At 44.8% G+C, this 21130-nt stretch carries 21 protein-coding genes; 5 read left to right on the top strand and 16 right to left on the bottom strand.

Going from position 1 to position 21130, the window contains the following annotated elements:
* Positions 1 to 106: 106 nt before the first annotated feature.
* The 13 genes from lpxA to rpsB form a co-directional block, all read right to left on the bottom strand.
* The gene (gene lpxA / locus FR741_RS04205) at positions 107 to 895 is read right to left on the bottom strand and encodes an acyl-ACP--UDP-N-acetylglucosamine O-acyltransferase (RefSeq protein ID WP_167426314.1); all 789 of its coding nucleotides are present in this window, start codon (positions 893 to 895) and stop codon (positions 107 to 109) included.
* A 1-nt stretch (position 896) separates the two neighbouring features.
* On the bottom strand, positions 897 to 1349 hold the full coding sequence (gene fabZ / locus FR741_RS04200) for a 3-hydroxyacyl-ACP dehydratase FabZ (RefSeq protein WP_005380349.1): 453 nt from the start codon (positions 1347 to 1349) through the stop codon (positions 897 to 899).
* A 232-nt stretch (positions 1350 to 1581) separates the two neighbouring features.
* Entirely contained in the window at positions 1582 to 2613 is a 1032-nt protein-coding gene (lpxD, locus tag FR741_RS04195) for a UDP-3-O-(3-hydroxymyristoyl)glucosamine N-acyltransferase (protein ID WP_065645509.1), read from the bottom strand.
* 6 nt (positions 2614 to 2619) lie between these two features.
* Positions 2620 to 3129: an OmpH family outer membrane protein gene (locus FR741_RS04190; protein ID WP_005391804.1), complete on the bottom strand. Its 510-nt coding sequence runs from the start codon at positions 3127 to 3129 to the stop codon at positions 2620 to 2622.
* Between the two features lie 13 nt (positions 3130 to 3142).
* Positions 3143 to 5557 carry an outer membrane protein assembly factor BamA gene (bamA, locus tag FR741_RS04185; protein WP_006741664.1) on the bottom strand — a complete coding sequence of 805 codons (2415 nt, stop codon included), beginning with the start codon at positions 5555 to 5557 and terminating at the stop codon, positions 3143 to 3145.
* A gap of 44 nt (positions 5558 to 5601) precedes the next feature.
* Positions 5602 to 6960: a sigma E protease regulator RseP gene (rseP, locus tag FR741_RS04180; RefSeq protein WP_012841504.1), complete on the bottom strand. Its 1359-nt coding sequence runs from the start codon at positions 6958 to 6960 to the stop codon at positions 5602 to 5604.
* Positions 6960 to 8165: a 1-deoxy-D-xylulose-5-phosphate reductoisomerase gene (gene ispC, locus FR741_RS04175; protein WP_167426313.1), complete on the bottom strand. Its 1206-nt coding sequence runs from the start codon at positions 8163 to 8165 to the stop codon at positions 6960 to 6962. The genes rseP and ispC overlap by 1 nt, the downstream gene beginning before the upstream one ends.
* A gap of 50 nt (positions 8166 to 8215) precedes the next feature.
* Positions 8216 to 9058, bottom strand: coding sequence for a phosphatidate cytidylyltransferase (locus tag FR741_RS04170; protein WP_046875500.1), 843 nt, complete (start codon positions 9056 to 9058; stop codon positions 8216 to 8218).
* Between the two features lie 12 nt (positions 9059 to 9070).
* Positions 9071 to 9826 (bottom strand): isoprenyl transferase, encoded by a 756-nt coding sequence (locus FR741_RS04165; RefSeq protein WP_006741661.1) that lies wholly within the window; start codon positions 9824 to 9826, stop codon positions 9071 to 9073.
* A 96-nt stretch (positions 9827 to 9922) separates the two neighbouring features.
* Positions 9923 to 10480: a ribosome recycling factor gene (gene frr / locus FR741_RS04160; protein WP_005380330.1), complete on the bottom strand. Its 558-nt coding sequence runs from the start codon at positions 10478 to 10480 to the stop codon at positions 9923 to 9925.
* Positions 10481 to 10579: 99 nt separating this feature from the next.
* On the bottom strand, positions 10580 to 11305 hold the full coding sequence (pyrH, locus tag FR741_RS04155) for a UMP kinase (RefSeq protein ID WP_005380329.1): 726 nt from the start codon (positions 11303 to 11305) through the stop codon (positions 10580 to 10582).
* A 147-nt stretch (positions 11306 to 11452) separates the two neighbouring features.
* Positions 11453 to 12298: a translation elongation factor Ts gene (gene tsf, locus FR741_RS04150; protein WP_012841502.1), complete on the bottom strand. Its 846-nt coding sequence runs from the start codon at positions 12296 to 12298 to the stop codon at positions 11453 to 11455.
* A 132-nt stretch (positions 12299 to 12430) separates the two neighbouring features.
* Positions 12431 to 13159 carry a 30S ribosomal protein S2 gene (rpsB, locus tag FR741_RS04145; protein WP_012841501.1) on the bottom strand — a complete coding sequence of 243 codons (729 nt, stop codon included), beginning with the start codon at positions 13157 to 13159 and terminating at the stop codon, positions 12431 to 12433.
* 384 nt (positions 13160 to 13543) lie between these two features.
* On the opposite strand from rpsB, the gene map reads away from it, so the two are divergent.
* From map to FR741_RS04130, 3 genes are all read left to right on the top strand, one after another.
* Entirely contained in the window at positions 13544 to 14422 is an 879-nt protein-coding gene (gene map / locus FR741_RS04140) for a type I methionyl aminopeptidase (protein ID WP_005380326.1), read from the top strand.
* A 108-nt stretch (positions 14423 to 14530) separates the two neighbouring features.
* A complete protein-coding gene (gene glnD, locus FR741_RS04135; RefSeq protein ID WP_167426312.1) occupies positions 14531 to 17155 on the top strand; it encodes a bifunctional uridylyltransferase/uridylyl-removing protein GlnD in 2625 nt (874 codons plus the stop codon).
* 142 nt (positions 17156 to 17297) lie between these two features.
* Positions 17298 to 17681, top strand: a complete 384-nt coding sequence (locus tag FR741_RS04130; RefSeq protein ID WP_005380322.1) for a DUF3461 family protein — start codon at positions 17298 to 17300, stop codon at positions 17679 to 17681.
* 131 nt (positions 17682 to 17812) lie between these two features.
* Here FR741_RS04130 and truC read toward each other — a convergent pair whose 3' ends face one another.
* Both truC and FR741_RS04120 read right to left on the bottom strand, forming a co-directional pair.
* Positions 17813 to 18583 carry a tRNA pseudouridine(65) synthase TruC gene (gene truC, locus FR741_RS04125; RefSeq protein ID WP_046874970.1) on the bottom strand — a complete coding sequence of 257 codons (771 nt, stop codon included), beginning with the start codon at positions 18581 to 18583 and terminating at the stop codon, positions 17813 to 17815.
* Positions 18584 to 18587: 4 nt separating this feature from the next.
* Entirely contained in the window at positions 18588 to 18902 is a 315-nt protein-coding gene (locus FR741_RS04120; protein ID WP_167426311.1) for a YqcC family protein, read from the bottom strand.
* A gap of 76 nt (positions 18903 to 18978) precedes the next feature.
* Between FR741_RS04120 and FR741_RS04115 the strand changes: the two genes are divergently transcribed.
* Both FR741_RS04115 and FR741_RS04110 read left to right on the top strand, forming a co-directional pair.
* Positions 18979 to 20016, top strand: a complete 1038-nt coding sequence (locus tag FR741_RS04115; protein ID WP_167426310.1) for a DUF3549 family protein — start codon at positions 18979 to 18981, stop codon at positions 20014 to 20016.
* Positions 20017 to 20029: 13 nt separating this feature from the next.
* The gene (locus FR741_RS04110; protein WP_012841498.1) at positions 20030 to 20329 is read left to right on the top strand and encodes a DUF3301 domain-containing protein; all 300 of its coding nucleotides are present in this window, start codon (positions 20030 to 20032) and stop codon (positions 20327 to 20329) included.
* Here the strand turns inward: FR741_RS04110 and FR741_RS04105 are convergent.
* Positions 20289 to 20774, bottom strand: a complete 486-nt coding sequence (locus FR741_RS04105; RefSeq protein WP_167427066.1) for a GNAT family N-acetyltransferase — start codon at positions 20772 to 20774, stop codon at positions 20289 to 20291. The genes FR741_RS04110 and FR741_RS04105 overlap by 41 nt on opposite strands.
* Positions 20775 to 21130: the final 356 nt, after the last annotated feature.

The raw sequence follows: 21130 nt of genomic DNA, 5'->3' as shown, positions 1-21130 counted from the left end.
TTTTTCCTGTGCGCTATGGATAACGGTTTGCCTTATCCATAAAACACAAAAAGATCGTAACCTCAAATTCGGTCACGATCTTTTTATTTATTGGTTCATTCGCCAATTAACGAATAATACCACGTTCCGTCGTTTCCAGAATATCTGAGAAACGCTTCACAGCCGGCCAATCTTGAGCCATTTCAGCCAGAATAGGCTTCACTTCTTCTAGCGTCTTACCTGAACGGTAGATTTCTTTATACGCTTTTTGCAGCGCACGAATCTCTGGTTTCTCAAAACCATTACGCTTCAAGCCAACAAGGTTCAAGCCGAAAGGAGTCGCGTGGTTACCTTGCGCGAGTACGTAAGCTGGGACATCTTGCACCACTGCTGAGCAGCCGCCAATGTACGCGTAAGCGCCCACTGTACAAAACGGGTGAATCGCAGACAGTGCCATCACACCAGCATAATCATCAACAGTAACGTGACCACCAAGAATCGAGTTATTACCGATATGAGTGTGGTTACCAATAACAACATCATGCGCAACGTGTGCATTCACACACAATAAGTTGTCATCACCAATGATCGTGGTTGCTTTGTCCTGCACTGTGCCGCGGTGAACTTGGACCGCTTCACGAATGACGTTACGATCACCGATAACCACAGTTGTGTCTTCACCACCGTATTTTTTGTCTTGGTTTTCTTCGCCAATGACAGCATGCGGGAAAATACGGTTATCTTTGCCAATAGTCGTGTGACCTTTGATCACAACGTGAGACATCACTTCTGTGCCTTCACCAATTTCAACCGTAGAGGTGATGTACGTAAAAGGACCTACTGTTACGTTAGCACCAATTTTGGCGCCCTCTTCTACCACCGCAGCCGGGTGGATTTTAGCGGTTTCATGAATCATATTAAAACTCTCGACGAGCACACTTCAGTTCTGCAGAACATACCACTTCGCCGTCAACTTTTGCTACACCGCTAAATGCAGCAATGCCGCGACGTTCTTTCAGAAATTCTACCTCAATAACCAATTGGTCGCCCGGAACCACTGGTTTACGGAATTTCGCGCCGTCTACGCTTGCAAAGTAGTACAGTTCATTTTCTGTTGGTGCACCAAATGATTTAAATGCAAGTAAGCCTGTTGCCTGAGCCATTGCTTCTAAAATCAAAACACCTGGGAATACTGGTAGTTGAGGAAAGTGACCTGTGAACTGAGGTTCGTTAACCGACACGTTTTTAATCGCGTGAAGGTACTTCTCTTCTTGGAAGTCTATCACTCGGTCGATCAATAAGAATGGGTAGCGATGAGGTAGTAGCTCTTGAATTTCAGAGATGTTCATCGTTTTCTTTTCAGTAGTCAAAGTCGTCTTCCTATATCAATTTTTTGCCGCCAAGATGGCAAACGTGGCAATAGGTCGTAAAGCCGAATCGCTTTGCAATATACTAGCAAAATACGCACCATCTTGGAGTTAAATCTACTTAGAGCGCGTCATTATAGAAGAAAAAGACCCGCATTTCGCGAGTCTTCGTACAGAATATGGAACTAGAGCCTGTTAGCTTTCACGTTAAATACAGAGCGAAAGATAACTTGTTCTAAATTTCTTCTTTCTGTTCCAGCTGTTTTTCAACCGCTTTCAGGCGCTTATTCATCTCATCAATACGGTGAACTCGAGTTGCAGTTTTACGCCACTCTCTGTTCGTTTGTAGTGGAATACCTGATGAGTAAAGGCCTTTTTCTTCGATACTGCGCATTACCATGCCCATACCTGTAATCGCCACACCATCTGCGATAGTGATATGGCCATTCAGAACAGACGCGCCGCCAATCTGGCAGTACTTACCAATTTTTGTACTGCCCGCGACAATAGTACCACCAGGCATCACGGTACCATATCCGATCTGCACGTTGTGCGCGATTTGAAGTTGGTTATCCAGAATGACATTGTCTTCAATGATAGTATCTTCGAGTGCACCGCGGTCAATCGTAGTACAAGCACCAATCTCAACGCGGTTACCGATACGCACTGAACCAAGCTGAGGGATTTTGATCCACTCGCCTTTGTCATTCGCATAACCGAAGCCATCAGAGCCAATGACGGTGCCCGATTGAACAAGACAGTCATCACCCAATGACACTTCATGATAGATAGTGACATTAGCCCAAAGCTTGGTGTTATTCCCTAGCTTGGCGTTCTTACCGATAAAACAACCAGCGCCAACGCTTACGTTGTCGCCGAGTTCCACGCCCGTTTCAATCACGGCGTTAGCGCCGATTGTAACGTTCTCACCCATCTTAACGTCAGCGGCAATCACAGCACTTGGTGCAATATCGTCTGCCGGTTTTGGTGTGGTATCCATCGCTTGGACCACACGAGCAAATGCGACATAAGGGTCCGAAACCACTAGCGCGTTTCCAACGCATTGCTCTTTATGCTCAGCCTTTACCATAACAACGGTAGCTTGGCACTCAGAAAGGTGTTTTGCGTATTTTGGGTTAGACAAGAAGGTTACATCACCTTCTTGTGCTTTATCCATTGGGGCAACACGGCTTACAACGAGAGACTCGTCACCAAACAGCTCACCCCCGGTAATTGTCGCCAATTCGGCTAATGTTAATGTCTTCATAACTTCTTATTTTAGAGCTTTAATTACGTCTTCAGAGATATTGTATTCTGGCTTGCCGTACTGCAAAGCAGAGATATCAATCACAAGATCGTAACCATTTTTGTCTGCGACTTTCTTAACTGCATCTTGAATCGTTTTGAAAAGCTTCGCTTTTTCTTCAGCTTCACGACGCGCACTTGCTTTTTCAAGTGCTTGTGCTTTCACTTTGTACTCGCTGTCTAGCTTCGCGATATCGATACGTAGCTTTTCAACTTCGTCTTGACCCAAAAGCTCGCCGTCACGTTGTAGCTTTTCGATCTTTGTTTTAGCTTGTGCTTGAATTGACTTCAGTTCATCAGCTTTGCTTTTGAAGTCTTTCTGCATTTTTTGTAGTACAACTTCACGTTGAGGAAGAGCTTGGAAAACTTGAGCTGTATTTACGTAAGCAATTTTCTGTGCAGCTTCTGCCGCATTTGCAAACATTGAAGAGCTCAGTACAAGAAGGCCAATCCCAGCCGCTTTGATCATTTTATTCAAAATATTTTCCTCTTTAGAAAGTTCTACCGATAGTGAATGTGAAGAACTCTTCATCATCGCCATCAAATTTCTTAATTGGTTTCGCTAGTGAGAAGACTAGTGGCCCCATTGGAGACATCCACTGCAACGCCGCACCGTAAGAAGAGCGGTAGTTGGTTGGATCTGAGTAATCGTAGTAGTAACGGTCACCATATTCCGCACCTGAATCGCGGTAGTCAAACTCCGTATCCCAAACACTTGCCATATCAAAGAAGATACTGGTACGAATTTGGTTTTGTACTTCTTCTGATGCAAATGGTGTTGGGACAATCAACTCAACACTTGCTAGCGCTACGGCGTTACCACCAACAGAGTCATCTGTTGCTGTATCTGCGCCATTGTTTGAACCAGATGTATCACGGTAAACCGCTTTAGGACCAACAGAGTTTGAGCCAAAGCCACGAAGCGATGTAAAGCCACCTGCGTAGTAGTTTTCGTAGAATGGGAACAAGTTATCGTTACCATCCGTTTGACCGTAACCATTACCGTAACCTAAGCGGCCACGGAACAAGAGGGTAAACTCGTGCTTTTTAGTCAATGGCACATACTGACGAACATCGTACTGCATTTTGAAATATTGAACGTCAGAGCCAGGTACGGTCATTTTATAGAATGCACGTTGATGGTTACCTGCTGTTGGGAAATAGCCACGGTTTAAGTTATTACGTGTCCAAGAGATATTGAAGTCGAAGTCGTTTGTGTTCAACGCTCCACTAGAATCAATGTTGTCTGCTTGTGCTCGTAAGAACTGCTCTACCTGCAAGTAAGGCGATAAGTTACCGATCTTGTTGTGCGTATAACCGACACCGAATTCAAAACGGTTCAACTCATCGAATGGGAAGCCCCATGTTAAGCTCGCGCCATAGCTTTCGTTGGTATAGTCAACGATATTGGCTTCTTTCGCTTCAAATTCGTTATAGAAAACCTTACCACCCAAGCTTACACCGTCTAAGTTCCAGTACGGATCACGGTAATCAAGACTGATGTTTTTCTGGTAGTCATTCATCATCGCGTTGATACCAACACGGTTACCACTACCAATGAAGTTATCTTGTTGCAGGCCAACCTGGAAGCTCACACCCGATTCTGTGCCGTAGCCAACACCGAAGTTAACGCTACCAGAGTTTGCTTCTTTGACAGAGTAAACTAGGTCAACTTGATCATCACTACCAGGAACTCGAACCGTCTGTACTTCAACATTTTCAAAGTAGCCCAAACGATTTAGACGAGTTTTACCCGTTTCAATCGATTTCGAGTTTAACCAACTGCCTTCCATCTGACGCATTTCACGGCGAAGTACTTCATCTTTGGTTGAGTTGTTACCCGTGAAGCGGATATCACGAACGTAAATTCGGTTACCTGGATCGACGTTAACGACCAAAGAAACTTCTTGATTCTCGTCGTCAAACTCAGGAATGGTATTCACTTGAGGATAAGCGTAGCCGGACTCACCAAGCACACGTTTAATACCCTCTTCCATTGAAGTGACCAACGAGCCGTTGTACGTCTCATTGTCTTCAAATGGTACAAGTCGTTCGAACGTCGCTTCCTCACCAATCAAATCACCACGGAACTTTACGTCCTTGACGGTGTAAACCTCGCCCTCTTCTAAGCCAAGAGTAATGTATACCCCTTTCTTGTCAGGAGAGATTGCAACTTGTGTCGAATCAACGTTAAATTTTAGGTAACCGCGGTCCAGATAGAATGATTTGAGCGCTTCAATATCACCTGCAAGCACTTGTTTTTGGTACTTTTCGTCAGACAGAAAATTCCACCACGGCACATCAACATTCAAGTTAAAACGAGAAAGAAGGTCCTCATCGCTGAAAACTTCATTGCCGATAAAATTGATTTGCTGAATTTTTGCCGACACGCCTTCAGTAAAGACAAACTTTAGGTCAGAACGGTTACGTGGCAGTGGAGTCACCACCGCTTTTACTGTTGCGTTGTATTTACCTACGCTGTAGTAAAAGTCTTCTAAGCCTTTTTCAATGTTGCTTAGCGTGGTGCGGTCAAGCGCTTCGCCTTCACGAACACCAGATGCGTTCAGGTTTTCTTGTAGCTGCTCGTCCTTGATTGCTTTGTTACCAGAAAATGAGATGCTGGCAATGGTAGGACGCTCTTTGACTTGAACCATCAGAACGCCGCCGTCACGTAACACTTTCACATCTTCAAAGTTACCAGATGCATACAGTGCACGGATAATCTCTGCAACATCGCCTTGGCCAATGGTATCACCGACACGTACAGGCATTTTCAACAACGCAGCACCCAGTGCTACACGCTGCAATCCATCGATTTCAATATCTTGAACTACGAAGTTCTCTGCTCCATTTGCAGATACACTGGTCGCCAGTAAACTTGCAAATAGAATTCGCTTAATCGCCATACTTGTTCTAATTATTCCTTGCTACTGCTTTTGTCTCTGAACTATCACAGACGAGTAAAATCATTAAATAGCGCTAACGCCATGAGCGAGAAGATGATCGCACCACCAATTCTAAAACCCATTTCCTGCACTCTCTCAGGAACGGGACGTCGAATGACTGCTTCAATTGCAAAAAACAACAAATGACCGCCATCCAACATTGGTAAAGGAACGAGATTAATAATACCTAGGTTAACACTAATTAGAGCGAGAAAACCTAAAAAGTAGACCAAGCCATAATCAGCCGTCGCACCTGCGCCTTTGGCTATTGATATTGGACCACTCAGATTATTCAGACCAACGTCACCAACAATCAGTTTCTTAAGCATGCTGATTGTCAAGCCAATGACTTGGCCGGTTTTGTCTACCGCCTTACCTACTGACTCGAATACACCAAACTGAAGGTCGAAGCGATAACTTTCTGGCCATTCTGCGACTTTAGGTGCAATACCTGCAAAACCAACGACTTCTTTGTTAGCTAGCTCACGGCTACCAGGCGTCAGCGTTAATGTTTGCTCATAGCCCTGACGCAATACCGTTAATTCAATCGGTGTATCAGGATTAGAGCGAACCGCTTCAACAACCTGCTTCCACTCCGTGACGCGTTGTTCATCAATAGCGACAATCTCATCACCTGGAAGCACACCTGCTTTTTCCGCCGCTCCACCTTGCGAAACCTGTTCGATAACGCGATACACCTCCGGTGTATACGGCGCAAAACCCAAGGACTGCATCGCAGACTGAGTTTCAGGGTCGAACTCCCATTCGCGCAGATCGAGCGTTTTCGTTACTTCTGAACCAACTTCATTCGCTGACGTCAGTGTTACTGTCATCAAATCATCGCCAATATGAGAAATCAATCCCATATTTACCGATTCCCAATCCGGAGTTTTGATACCAGATATCGATTTAAGTTCCATTCCAGATTCAATTCCGGCTTCTGCGACGATCGAATTGGGCGTAACTTCACCAATTACTGGCTTAACTGCTGGGATACCAATAAGAAATACGAGCCAATAGGCGAAAATTGCGAAAAGGAAATTAAAGATAGGGCCTGCCGCAACAATAGACGTTCGCTTCCATAGCGGCTTCTTATCAAACGCTAAATGCTTCTCATGTTCTGGCACCTCATCAACACGGCTATCAACCATTTTTACATAGCCGCCGAGAGGTATCATTGAGATGCTGTACTCCGTTCCGTCTTTGCCTACCTTACTCCAGATAGACTTGCCGAAACCGATTGAAAACTTTTCAACTTTCACGCCGCAACGGCGAGCAACCCAAAAGTGCCCAAACTCGTGCACAGCGACAAGAATGCCCAGTGCGACGATAAAAGAAATGAGATTCCACAATATACCTGTCATCAGCTACGCTCGCGTATGGTTTCTAGGGCAATAGTTCGTGCCATTCTATCTAGCTCTAACAAGCTTTCCAAGCTATTCACATTCTCAGCTTTGCAGCTTGCATTGATTTTGTTCAACACAGACTCATTGATGCGAGCGATATCCGTAAAACCTAGGCTGTTATTTAAAAATGCATCAACAGCAACTTCATTCGCTGCATTCAGTGCCGTTGTTGCATGTTGACCTTCATAACAAGCGTCAATTGCTAGTTTTAAACATGGGTAACGAGCAAAATCAGGTTGCAAAAACGTCAATTCGCCAATTTGCGTGAAGTCTAGTGGCTTAACCCCAGCTTCAACTCTTGATGGGTATGACATAGTCAGTGCAATAGGGGTCGCCATATCCGGCTCACCCATTTGTGCCAAAACCGAACCATCGCGGTATTGAACCATTGAATGAATAACAGACTGCGGATGAATAATAACCTTTAGTTGCTCGCGAGCCGCATTAAACAACCATTTAGCTTCGATATACTCTAAGCCTTTGTTCATCATCGTGGCTGAGTCAACGGAAATCTTTGGTCCCATCGACCAGTTCGGATGGGCGATCGCCTGCTCAGGAGTCACCTTTTCCAGTTCTGCGGTATCAGTGTAACGGAAAGGACCACCAGAACCAGTCAGCAAAATATGAGAAATGCCATGTTCTTGTAAATTACAACGACCTAAATTGGTTTGTACTTGCTGTGGTAAGCACTGGAAAATAGCATTGTGTTCACTATCGACGGGAAGTAGCTCCGCACCAAACTCTTCTACGGCATCAATAAATAACTGGCCTGACATGACCAGTGCTTCTTTATTTGCCAACAATACTCGCTTACCAGCTTTCACGGCAGCCATGGTAGGCAGTAGACCAGCCGCTCCGACAATAGCGGCCATCACACTGTCAACTTCGTCCAATGAAGCAATATGGCATAGAGCATCCACACCACCTAATACTTCGGTGTTTGGAGAAACCAAATGTAACTCAGATTGGAGTTGAACCGCTGCGGCTTTGTCCGCCATGACCGCGTATTTAGGTTGCCACTGACGACATAGCCCGATCATCTTTTCAACGTTGGTGCTTGCCGCTAAGGCAACGACAGAAAACAGCTCTGGGTTTTGTTCGACCACTTTAAGCGTGCTTGCACCAATGGATCCAGTAGCACCAAGAATCGTTAACTTTTGCATGTTGTAAGACCGTTAGAAAGCTCAGGAGCGACAATGCCGCTCCTGATAAATTAGAATACGTAGTAAAGAAGAGCAAAAACTGGGAATGCTGCGGTTAGGCTGTCAATACGATCGAGCACACCGCCATGTCCTGGGATAATGTTGCTGCTGTCTTTAATGCCTGAGACACGCTTGAACATACTTTCCACCAGATCGCCGAGCACTGATATAACGACAGTAACCAACGTAATCAACACCATATGGACGGGACTGGTGAACTGAATATCGAACCAATCAGCAAATGCCCACGCCACGATCAATGCCGTGATAATGCCGCCAATAAGCCCTTCAATGGTTTTATTCGGACTGACATGTGGCGCCATCTTACGTTTGCCTAAGCTTTTGCCTGCAAAGTAAGCACCGCTATCTGCAGCCCATACCAAGAAACAAACGTATAGCACGAGCTTTGCTCCGTGGTATGGATCTACCGTAATGTCATGAGCTCTAAGAATAACTACACTCCAAAGGAATGGAATTAATGTCAGAAAACCAAACACATGGCGTAAAACAAAATTATTTTGCCAAGATTTCGTCGTTTTGGGATAAGTAATCGCCATTAAGCTAGCAATAATCCACCAAACAAAACCAAGGCCCAGCACAACATAATGAGGCGTTGCTAAATGGTTGAGGCTATGTGCGTCAGGCGAAATATATAGAAAACTAAGTCCGGTAACAATGACTGCCGGAACGAGGGCAGCAAAGCGAGAGTTGCTTCCTGTAAATTGAGTCCACTCCCAAAAACCTAATAGGGTAATTGCAGTTAAAGCGGCAATAAAGCCCATTAGGGGTAATTTAAAAATGCCTAAAATAACCAGGGGAGCTAAAATTAGTGCTGTTATTATTCTCTGTTTCAAACTAACTAGTCCTTATTGAGCTGCCATCAATGCCTTTATTTGTTCACCTGTACAGCCAAAACGACGTTCTCGATTGATAAACCAAGTTACAGCTTCAACTAAGCTGTCTTCGTCGAATTCCGGCCAATACTCGGGTGTAAAGTACATTTCTGCATAAGCCATTTGCCACAACATAAAGTTGCTGATGCGACACTCTCCACTGGTACGAATCAAAAGATCCACTTCAGGTAAGTCTGCCATGGTCAAATGCTCAGTGATTAGCTGCTCATTGATATCCTCTACACGAATCTCACCGTTACGTGCTTTTAACGCTAACGTTTTGGCCGCTTCTGTGATGTCCCACTTACCGCCATAATTGGCTGCAATATTGATCACCATCCCCGTGTTACCTGCCGTTAGATTTTCAGCTTCTACAATCTTCTTTTGTAGACGCTCACTAAATCGACTGGTGTCACCGATCACGCGCAACCGTAAATTATTTTTGTGTAGTTTTTTTACTTCACTAGACAGGACCGTGATAAACAGTTCCATCAAAAGACCCACTTCTTCCTCCGGACGACGCCAGTTTTCACTACTAAAAGCAAATAGCGTCATGGCTTTAATGCCAAGCTTTGAAGCAGCAGCCACGGTCTTACGAACGGCATTAACGCCTTTTTTGTGACCAAATACGCGAGGTTTTCCTTTGGACTTAGCCCAACGGCCATTACCGTCCATAATGATGGCAATATGCTTAGGAAGGGAATCAGAGAAGGCTTGAGAATTTTGCATAGGGAGTTAATTGAGTTCCATCAGTTGGATAGACTAACATAAAAAAACGCTGAGCTGTGAGCACAGCGTTTTCCAACAGTGATGTGTGTGGGAGTATTAAACTTCCATCAACTCTTTTTCTTTTGCAGCAAGAACTTCATCGATCTTCTTAACTGCAACGTCAGTTAGTTTTTGAATTTCGTCTTGTGCTTTACGATCTTCATCTTCAGAGATTTCTTTATCTTTTAGAAGCGCTTTTAGATCGTTGTTTGCGTCACGACGGATGTTACGAACAGCAACACGACCACCTTCAGCTTCACCACGAACAATCTTAACTAGGTCTTTACGACGCTCTTCCGTTAGTGGTGGAAGTGGAACACGGATGATAGTACCAGCAGACATAGGATTTAGACCAAGATCAGACGTCATGATCGCTTTTTCTACTTTCGGAGTCAGCTCTTTATCGAAAACCGTGATTGCAAGTGTACGCGCATCTTCAGCAATAACGTTTGCTACTTGGTTTAGAGGTGTTGCTGCACCGTAGTATTCTACAGAAATACCAGATAGTAGGCTTGGGTGTGCACGACCTGTACGAATTTTAGAAAGGTTGTTCTTAAGCGCTTCAACGCTTTTATCCATGCGCTCTTGCGCGTCTTTTTTGATTTCGTTAATCACAGTTTCACCTTAAAAATGTCATCTTTCCTGAAGAAAGCCTAAAACGGTTGAGCAAAGCAAACGCCACCCTAACGCTTTGGGTGGCACCTTGGGACAAGCTTATTCGTTGATTAGCGTGCCTTCTGCTTCGCCCATAACCACGCGACGTAGTGCGCCTGGCTTGTTCATGTTAAATACGCGGATTGGCATTTTGTGGTCACGAGCTAGCGTAAACGCCGCCAAGTCCATCACTTTCAGCTCTTTATCCAGAACTTCTGCGTAAGATAGCTTATCATACAGCTCTGCGTCTGGGTTTGCTACAGGGTCAGCAGTAAATACACCATCAACTTTCGTCGCTTTTAGTACAACATCCGCTTCGATTTCAATACCACGTAGGCAAGCAGCAGAATCCGTTGTAAAGAACGGGTTACCCGTACCAGCAGAGAAGATGACAACACGGCCTTGGCGAAGCTCACGGATCGCATCAGCCCAATTATAATCGTCACATACGCCTTTTAGAGGAATGGCAGACATAACGCGCGCATTCACGTATGCACGGTGAAGAGCATCGCGCATCGCTAGGCCATTCATTACTGTAGCAAGCATACCCATGTGGTCACCAACTACGCGGTTCATACCAGCTTCAGCAAGGCCTGCACCACGGAACAAGTTACCGCCACCGATAACTACACCAACCTGAACACCCAGTTCAACCAGTTCTTTAACTTCTTGTGCCATGCGATCAAGGACCGCAGGATCAATACCAAAACCGTCTTCACCTTGAAGAGCTTCACCACTCAGTTTTAATAGAATACGTTGATACGCTGGTTTAGGGTTCGTAGTCATGGAGTTTACCTTCCAAAGAGAGTTGTTGATTAACAGTCATGAATAGACACAAATTCAGTTATGGCTATTCATCACGGCTAATCGTTCACTGCTCATAAAAAGACCGCAGCCAAGGCTACGGTCTAATCTTTATACAGTCTCTAAGGATTAACCTTTTTGAGCTGCAGCAACTTCTTCAGCGAAGCTCATTTCTTCTTTCTTCTCGATACCTTCACCTACTTCTAGGCGAACGAATGTAGAAACTGAAGCGCCTTTTTCTTTCAGCATTTCACCTACAGTTTTCTTAGGTTCCATGATGAAAGCTTGACCTGTTAGAGAGATCTCGCCAGTGAATTTCTTCATGCGGCCAACAACCATCTTCTCAGCGATTTCAGCAGGCTTGCCTTCGTTCATTGCGATTTCAACTTGAACCGCTTTCTCTTTTTCTACTACGTCAGCTGGTACGTCTTCTGGGTTAACGAACTCAGGCTTAGAAGCAGCAACGTGCATTGCAACGTGCTTAAGAGTTTCTGCGTCGCCTTCACCAGCAACAACAACACCGATTTTCTCACCGTGACGGTAAGAAGCAATTGCAGTGCCTTGAACGTATTCTACGCGACGGATAGTGATGTTTTCACCGATTTTAGCTACAAGAGCTACACGTGCGTCTTCGAATTGTGCTTGTAGCTCTTCAACAGTCGCTTTTGAAGCTAGAGCTGCAGCTGCAACTTCTTCTGCGAATGCAGTGAAGTTACCGTCTTTAGCAACGAAGTCAGTTTGGCAGTTAACTTCAAGAAGAACAGCAACGCCGTTTTCTTCTTTGATGATGATTGCGCCTTCAGCTGCAACGTTACCAGCTTTCTTAGCTGCTTTCGCTGCGCCAGATTTACGCATGTTTTCAATTGCTAGTTCGATGTCAGCGTTTGCTTCTACAAGCGCTTTCTTACATTCCATCATGCCAGCGCCAGTACGCTCGCGAAGTTCTTTAACTAGAGCAGCAGTTACAGTTGCCATTCTGTATTCCTCGTTTGATTCGAAATAAGGTAAAAAACAGGGGCCTAACATTGTCGGCCCCCATTGCTAACTATAACTTAGTTTATGCTACACAAAGGTTTCACATAGACCAAGTGTGACACAGAGCCGCTATTATTCAGCTTCTACGAAACCGTCTTTTTCAGCAACTGCAGCTACGTCTTTGTTACGACCTTCAGATACTGCTGAAGCAGCAGCGTTCAGGTATAGCTGTACAGCGCGGATCGCGTCGTCGTTACCTGGGATTACGTAGTCAACGCCGTCTGGGTTAGAGTTAGTATCTACCACAGCGTATACTGGAATACCTAGGTTGTTAGCTTCTTTAATTGCAATGTGTTCGTGATCAGCGTCGATTACGAATAGAGCGTCTGGTAGGCCGCCCATGTCTTTGATACCACCAAGAGATTTCTCTAGCTTCTCCATTTCGCGAGTACGCATTAGAGCTTCTTTCTTAGTTAGTTTGTCAAAAGTACCGTCTTGAGATTGAGTCTCTAGATCTTTTAGACGCTTGATAGACTGACGAACTGTTTTGTAGTTTGTAAGCATACCGCCTAACCAGCGGTTGTTTACGTAAAACTGGTTGCTTGCGATTGCAGCTTCTTTAACAGCTTCAGATGCAGCGCGCTTAGTACCTACGAATAGAACTTTACCTTTCTTCTCGCCAACTTTAGCTAGTTCAGCTAGAGCGTCGTTGAACATTGGTACAGTTTTTTCTAGGTTGATGATATGAACTTTGTTACGAGCGCCAAAGATGAATGGCTTCATTTTTGGGTTCCAGTAACGAGTCTGGTGACCGAAGTGAACACCAGCTTTTAGCATATCGCGCATTGATACAGTTGCCATTTTAAATTCCTCTATGGGGTTAGGCCTCCACATTCCCCATAACTCCGACCAAGCTTCTGCTCAGCACCCCGGAATATGTGACGGAATGTGTGTGATTTAAAGATAAAAGGTTATTCGGATGAAGCTTGCTTCGCCGCTTAGCTTTGCTAAACGAAGAGAACAGTCCTCTATTCCGGCGCGCTTTATACCATATTTTAGCTCACTGTGGCTAGTAAAAATTATTTCTTCACCGTGCCACTTTCTCCTATTTATAAGCAAAACTTTAAACATACGATCGAATTAAGAATGATGCATATTCCTATCTAACTTGGGTTAACGCCCCGATGTCTGATAGAATGCGGCCATTCGCACGTTTACGTGCTTAGGAATAAGTAGAGAAAGCCAATGTCAATCAAGATTAAAACTGCTGAAGAAATAGAACGCATGCGCATTGCGGGCAAGCTGGCCGCAGAGATTCTAGAAATGATCGAACCCCACATCAAAGTTGGTGTGACGACAGAAGAGTTGAACAAAATCTGTCATGAGTACGCTCTAGAAAAAGGCGCATACTCTGCTCCGCTTGATTACCATGGTTTCCCTAAGTCGATCTGTACTTCAATCAACCATATCGTATGCCACGGTATTCCAGCAGAAAAAGACGAAATCGGTAGCAACGGTCAAATGAAGCCAGCGGTACTAAAAGATGGCGACATCTTAAACGTTGATATTACCGTAATCGTTCCAAATGACGAAAATGCGGATCTGAGCGTGCGTCCTCAGGGTTACCATGGTGACACTTCTAAGATGTTCCTAGTCGGTGATGTTTCACCTGCAAACAAACGTCTGTGCATGGTAGCTCAAGAAGCACTGTATGTTGGTATGCGTACCGTTAAGCCAGGTTCAACGGTTGGTGACATCGGTACAGCTATCGAGAAATACATCAAAGAGAACAACAAAAACAACCCTCGCAACAAGTTTTCTATTGTGAAAGACTTCTGTGGCCACGGTATCGGCGATGAGTTCCATGAAGAACCACAAGTGGTTCATTACAAGAACAAAGACCGCCGCGTACTAAAAGAAGGCATGTGCTTTACTATTGAGCCGATGATTAACGCAGGTAAATTTGGTTGCTCTGTTGACGCTCAAGACGATTGGACCGTTTACACAGGCGACGGCAAGAACTCTGCGCAATGGGAACATACCATTGTTGTAACAAAAGAAGGTTGTGAAGTCCTGACGCTTCGTAGCGACGATACGATTCCTCGCCTAATGAAAAACGCGTAAAGCTAACGACCACTCGTTGTTTACTATATCCCTGCTTCGGCGGGGATATTTTTTATCTGCCACAAATTTGTTAGATTGTAACTAGATTAGCTTGCACGGATGGCAAATATGACACTTCAGTCCCCTCTTACCTTTTCCGATGAACAAATCAATATCGGAGAACTCAAACAAGAGTTAGAGAAATTTAGCTCCGATCAAAACCAAGAGTTTCTCAATCATCATCCGGTAACAAGCTTGGTTTTAGCCAGAGCAGAATACATGGATCTGCTTCTGAATCGTTTGTGGCAACATTTTGGCTTCAAAGATATTTACAACATTTCCCTAGTTGCTGTGGGTGGCTATGGACGTGGCGAGCTGCATCCGCTCTCCGATATCGATATTTTGATTCTGTCGAACAATAAGCTGCCGACCGCGCTAGAAGCAAAAATCAGCGAATTCATTACGCTGTTGTGGGATTTAAAACTCGAGGTCGGACACGCAGTTCGCACCGTTAACGAATGTGCGGAAATTGGTAAAGCCGATCTGACCGTCGCGACAAATCTTCAAGAAGCGCGTCTGCTGTGTGGCAGCGAGGATACCTTTCAGGCACTGAAGAAAGTCGTATTGTCAGACTCCTTTTGGCCAAGTGAAACGTTTTACCGCGCGAAAATTCAAGAGCAGCGCGAACGCCATGCCCGTTACCACGATACGACCTACAACTTAGAACCAGACATTAAGTCGACCCCTGGCGGGCTGCGCGATATTCATACATTAAGCTGGGTCGCCCGACGTCACTTTGGTGCCACGTCATTGCTGGAAATGAGCCGATACGGATTTTTAACTGACGCAGAATACCGAGAATTGGTTGAATGTCAGGACTTCCTTTGGCGAGTGCGTTTCGCTCTGCACATGGAGCTTCGCCGCTATGACAACCGCTTAACCTTTGCCCATCAAGCACAAGTTGCGGAAAATCTAGGCTACGTCGGTGAAGGCAACCGAGGCGTAGAAATGATGATGAAAGAGTTCTATCGCACACTTCGTCGTGTGGCAGAGCTCAATAAAATGCTACTCAAACTTTTTGATCAAGCGATCATTAATGGTGGTGCGACAGAAAGTGCCGAGATTCTCGATGCCGACTTCCAACGTCGTGGCTCTTTGATTGAAGCGCGGAAACCCGCATTGTTTCAAGCTCGCCCAGAAACTATTCTGGATATGTTCTTACATATCGCGAACGACTCAACCATTGAAGGGGTGAGCCCACCAACACTACGTCAGCTGCGCACCGCGCGCCGTCGACTCAACAGATTTTTGCACACCATTCCTGCTGCGCGTGAAAAGTTCATGGCGTTATGTCGTCACCCTAATGCTCTGCATAAAGCATTCAGCCTAATGCACCGATTAGGGGTTATGGCGGCCTATTTACCGCAATGGAGCCAAATTGTTGGTCAAATGCAGTTTGACTTATTCCACGCCTACACGGTTGATGAGCACAGTATTCGCTTACTGAAACACATTAATACCTTTAGTGACCCAGACAATCATGCGAAGCACCCTATTTGTTGTGACGTCTACCCACGGATGCAAAAGAAAGAACTGCTGATTATTGCCGCTATTTTCCACGATATCGGTAAAGGACGTGGCGGCGATCACTCTGTTATAGGCGAAGGTGAGGCTTACGACTTCTGTATTGAGCATGGCTTATCAAAGCCCGAGGCCAAACTTGTCGCTTGGTTGGTAAGGCATCATCTATTAATGTCCGTCACCGCACAGCGCCGAGACATTTATGATCCCGATGTAATTACCGAATTTGCCAAAAAAGTCAGAGACGAAGAATCTCTCGATTATCTTGTGTGCCTGACAGTTGCAGATATTTGTGCAACCAACCCAGAACTTTGGAATGCTTGGAAACGAACCTTACTCGCAGAGCTGTATTACTCTACACAACGTGCTTTACGTAGAGGGCTAGAGAACCCTGTCGATGTGCGTGAGCGAATTCGCCACAACCAACAAATGGCCTCTGCAATGCTGCGCAAAGAGGGGTTTGCCGCGCGCGAAATTGAAGTATTGTGGCAACGCTTCAAAGCTGACTATTTCCTTCGTCATACCCATACGCAAATCGCGTGGCACTGCGAACACTTACTTCGCATGGAAGATCCAACTAAGCCTTTGGTGTTGATCAGTAAAAAAGCCACTCGTGGCGGCACTGAGGTGTTTGTATATACGAAAGACCAGCCAGCTTTATTTGCGACGGTCGTGGCGGAGTTAGATAGGCGTAATTTTAATGTACACGACGCGCAAATCATGACCAGCAAAGATGGGCACGTGATTGATACCTTTATGGTTCTCGATCAACATGGCGAAGCGATTGATGAGTCTCGTCACGCCGCGGTGATTAAACACCTCACCCATGTACTGGAGGCGGGCCGACCAACCAAGATTAAAACGCGCCGTACTCCGAACAAACTTCAGCACTTTAATGTGAAAACCAAAGTCGACTTCTTACCAACCAAAGGTAAAAAACACACTTTAATGGAGTTTGTCGCGCTAGACACACCAGGGCTGTTGGCCAAAGTAGGCCGTACGTTTGCTGATTTAAATATCAACCTTCATGGTGCAAAAATCACCACCATTGGTGAGCGAGCAGAAGACTTGTTTATTTTAACCAGTGATGCAGGGGGAAGATTAAGTGAAGAACAGCAAGATGAGCTAAGAGAGAGATTGATCGAAAAGTTATCTGATGAGGTCGCAGCTTAGATCAAACCTGCCAATCTTTTTGGTTCAGGGCAAGAGCGATCTTGCCCACAAGTTAAGCATTTTGGCTAAATATCAGCTATCTAGCTCATACATAGGCTGCTACAGTTATATCAATATCAATTCGATGTAATAGAGGTAGCCTATGTATCCCCACCTCACTGGTTTGGGTATTCACGACCCTAAGCAGATTGAACGTTATTCCCTACGCCAAGAAGCACACAAAGACGTGCTCAAGATCTATTTCCACAAGCAAAAAGGCGAGCTGTTCGCCAAAAGCGTTAAATTCAAATACCCGCGCCAAATCAAAAATGTTCTTGTGGACAGTGGCAGTCACAAATATAAAGAAGTAACGGAAATCAACCGTAACCTCACATTGGTCATTGATGAACTGAATAAAATCACTAAGCCAACGAAACAACCTGAGGTTGATGTCAAAGAGAAAATTCTCTCAGACCTTCGTCATTTAGAAAAAGTTGTTTCGAGCAAGATCGCAGAGATCGAAGCAGATCTCGAAAAACTAAAGTAAAACGTTAAGTCTTAAATATTAAAACGGAACCCCCAGCCTAGCTGGGGGTTTTCTCTATACAAAAAAGGGTTAGCATTGATGCTAACCCTTTTTATTTGTACTCAATCATTATCTAGATCTAACTGCGCCGATTATCGGTTGATCATCGATTCATCCCACTCAAATCGAGTAAACAATTGCTGCCAAGTCTCATCAATATTGGCCGTCATGACAATCTCTTGATCGGTAAATGGATGGACGAACCGTAACTCTGAAGCATGCAGTAGCAAACGATGAGAATCAAACTCTGTGCGATACAGCTTGTTGTGCTTTCCATCTCCGTGCGTTGTATCACCCACGATCGGATGGCGTAGATGTGCCATATGACGACGAAGTTGGTGCTTACGCCCCGTTTTAGGTTTCATCTCAACTAAGCAATAACGCGTTGTAGGAAATTTACCCGTCGAATAGGGAACTTCCACTTTAGCCAACGGTTTATATTCCGTCACCGCTTCTTGCGCTTCTTTTTCTTGTGAAGCGAACTTATCCGCAATCTTGTCTAACTCGACTTTGAGCGCGTAATCTAAGACGCCCTCTTCCTCAATCCAACCGCGTACTATCGCGTGGTATGTCTTTTCCATTTTATGTTCAGCAAACATCGGCATGACTTGTGATGCGACTTCACTCGACAACGCAAACACGAGCACACCAGATGTTGGACGATCCAGACGATGCAATGGGAAAACATGCTGACCAATTTGATCGCGCAAAGTTTGCATGACAAATTGAGTTTCATGCTTATCTAACCAACTGCGGTGCACCAGCATGCCGGCAGGCTTGTTAACCGCAACAAAATATTCATCCTGATAAACGATCTCCAGTTCCACTGGTTCTGAAGATCGCGCTATTTCTTGTTCTAACATTTGGTTACTTACATAGTTCATCAATGGTTCGGATTGTAACAAGCAGCTCTGCGAACTGCGGTTCCTGCTTCCACGCTTCTGAAAAATAGGGCTCGAGAGAAAACCCTCTTGGCAATGGTTGGTTTTTTTCCACTAGCACGTGCATTCTGTCTATAAAGATCCACTGTAACCACTCATGAGGATGCAGTGTATCAATCGCAAATGGCTCCACGCTTTGTAAGGCTTGCTCTGAAGGCCTAGTGTGTTGCCACAACTTATGTTCTTTAAGCTGCGTTTCAAGTTGGTGAAGTAAGTCGACCAATTGAGTATTTGTTACCATTAATTCTATCTCGAACCTTGAATTAGCCGAGAATGATACCATTTCTTGTGAAAAGAACGTTAGGACGTCGTATTTAATGGAAAACATTCAAACCCTCACTCAACTGTTGAACAACAGCCGCTGTGATTATCAAATCTTCGATCTTGGTCGTCGTATCAAAACCATCGCTAAGAAAGAGTTTGCCGATGTAGAAAAAGGTCAAGCACCGTACCCATTTCCAATGCAGCGTAAAGCACACCTTGCCATCGCTTATTGGAATGAACAAAAGCAACCTTGGATTTGGTTTCTAAAGTTTGAATTGGACGAGCGCGGTTTGTTAAAGCAAGCGGATATCGGCAATTTCATTAAATACGTAGTGGAAGCCATGGGAACACGCCTCAATGATGATATCTCTGAAGAGCAACAGCAAAAGCTGTCTAATAACCCATACACTTTCAAACCTTCCGAAGATAAAATGGCCGTGTTTCATAGCCAGGTCCGCGCGAACCTCGATCTTCCTACCAGCCAATATTACGAGCACACTCAACATTACTTTTCAGGCGGTTTAGGCTGGGACAATTGGCAAACCGTAGGTCTGCAAGGGATCACCGACATGGCCGCTCGTTTGGACAAAGAGCAAAACGGGGTAATGATACGCAAAGCGTTGAACCACCTACCGAATGAACCACTTTATGCTCTGTTGGGTGCGCTTGAGCATGTAAAGTTACAAGAGCGTTTAGCTGAGCGTATCGCCGACAAAGCACAACAAGAAATCGCAAGTAGCGAACCGGATCTCTTCCTACTTTCAGCACTTATTCGAGCTTTGGCTGGCGCACCAACAGCCATTGCCTCTCCAGTGTTAGAAGAGATATTACAAAGCCCTCGTTTAAGCCATCAGGAAGTACTGATTGGCGTGGCTGGCCGAGCTTGGCACTTACTAGCCAATGAAAAGGTAGCAGAACAGTTTTTGCTGCGTTTAGCTCAAACCGGTAATCAAGCCCTATTTAATCAGTTATTTGCCGATTTAGTGATGCTACCAGAGTTAAGAATGGTGCTATTGCCCTTGCTACATTCAAATCCATCTGAAGAACTAGCAAACGCGCTAGTAAGCTTACAACAAGCAACAAAGGGATAATAAAGGTTCAGGGATGATTGGTGATCTTTTAGCAATTTTAGGGCTATGCTTTTTCTGTTATCTGTTTTGGCAACAACGTCGTCAAGCCGAACTCGCAAAAGTGGCAATCACGCGTAAATGTGAGCAATTGGATCTCCAATTAATCAGCATCGCCTTTGGTGCCCATAAACTAAAAACGCCAGACGGAGTCTGGCGTTGGCATACGGTGTATCAATTTGAGTTTTCATCGCTTGGTGACGATTGCTACCAAGGAGAGCTAACTATGGTCGGTTTCAGGCCGCAGAACTTTCACCTACCACCGCATCGCTTGTAAATTCCATTTCAAAGTAAGGACCATATAGATCCTTACTTTCTTTTGTTTCAACAAATCCCAGTTTTTTCAGCACCGCCATAGAAGCTTGATGGTTGCTATTCACGTTAGCTTTCACCTTATGTAGCCCCAGCTCACGGCACGCCTTGGGGCAAAACGCTTTTAGAGCTTCTGTCGCTAACCCTTTACCCCAATAAGATTTATCAAAAATAAACCCTAACTCAGGCTCGGAATCGAGATGGGAAATGAACACGTGCCCCATATAGTCACGACTGGTGCTCTCTAGCACCGCCATACTATAAATATTTTCATCATCCAGTATTTTCTCAAACATCTGTTTGGCAGACGCGACAGTATACGGACCGTTCATTTCAGCACGGTTTTTCGCACAGCAATTCAGCATGACGAACTCTAGTTGCAACGACTCATTGTAGGGTAGAAGAAGCATTCTTCTGGTTACTATGGCCACATCTGTTCCTTGATTACAACAAACTTTATTTATCCGCAGATCGCAAACTCGATGAGCTTGAATATGCTCAATAACTGCGGGGCATAACACCTTGTAGAGAAGCCGAAAGTTAAACCAACTGATTGGAAAGGATATTGATCTGGATTGTTTTTTATTAAGTGTTATTAGGAATTTATAAATTTTGTGACACTGATATACCCAAGTCACCTCGAGGTGCTTAATTCAACGAGAACGACTAGGTATCTTTTTTATATAAGAAAGACCCCGACACATAAGTATCGGGGTCATGGTCTTACTCGCAGCAGTCCGGCTACTAAAAGTGCTCCATGCATCAT

The sequence above is a fragment of the Vibrio diabolicus genome (genome assembly GCF_011801455.1).
GTDB lineage: Bacteria > Pseudomonadota > Gammaproteobacteria > Enterobacterales > Vibrionaceae > Vibrio > Vibrio diabolicus.
Note: the sequence above shows the minus strand (reverse complement) of the source record. Positions and strands in the feature narration are given on the sequence as shown.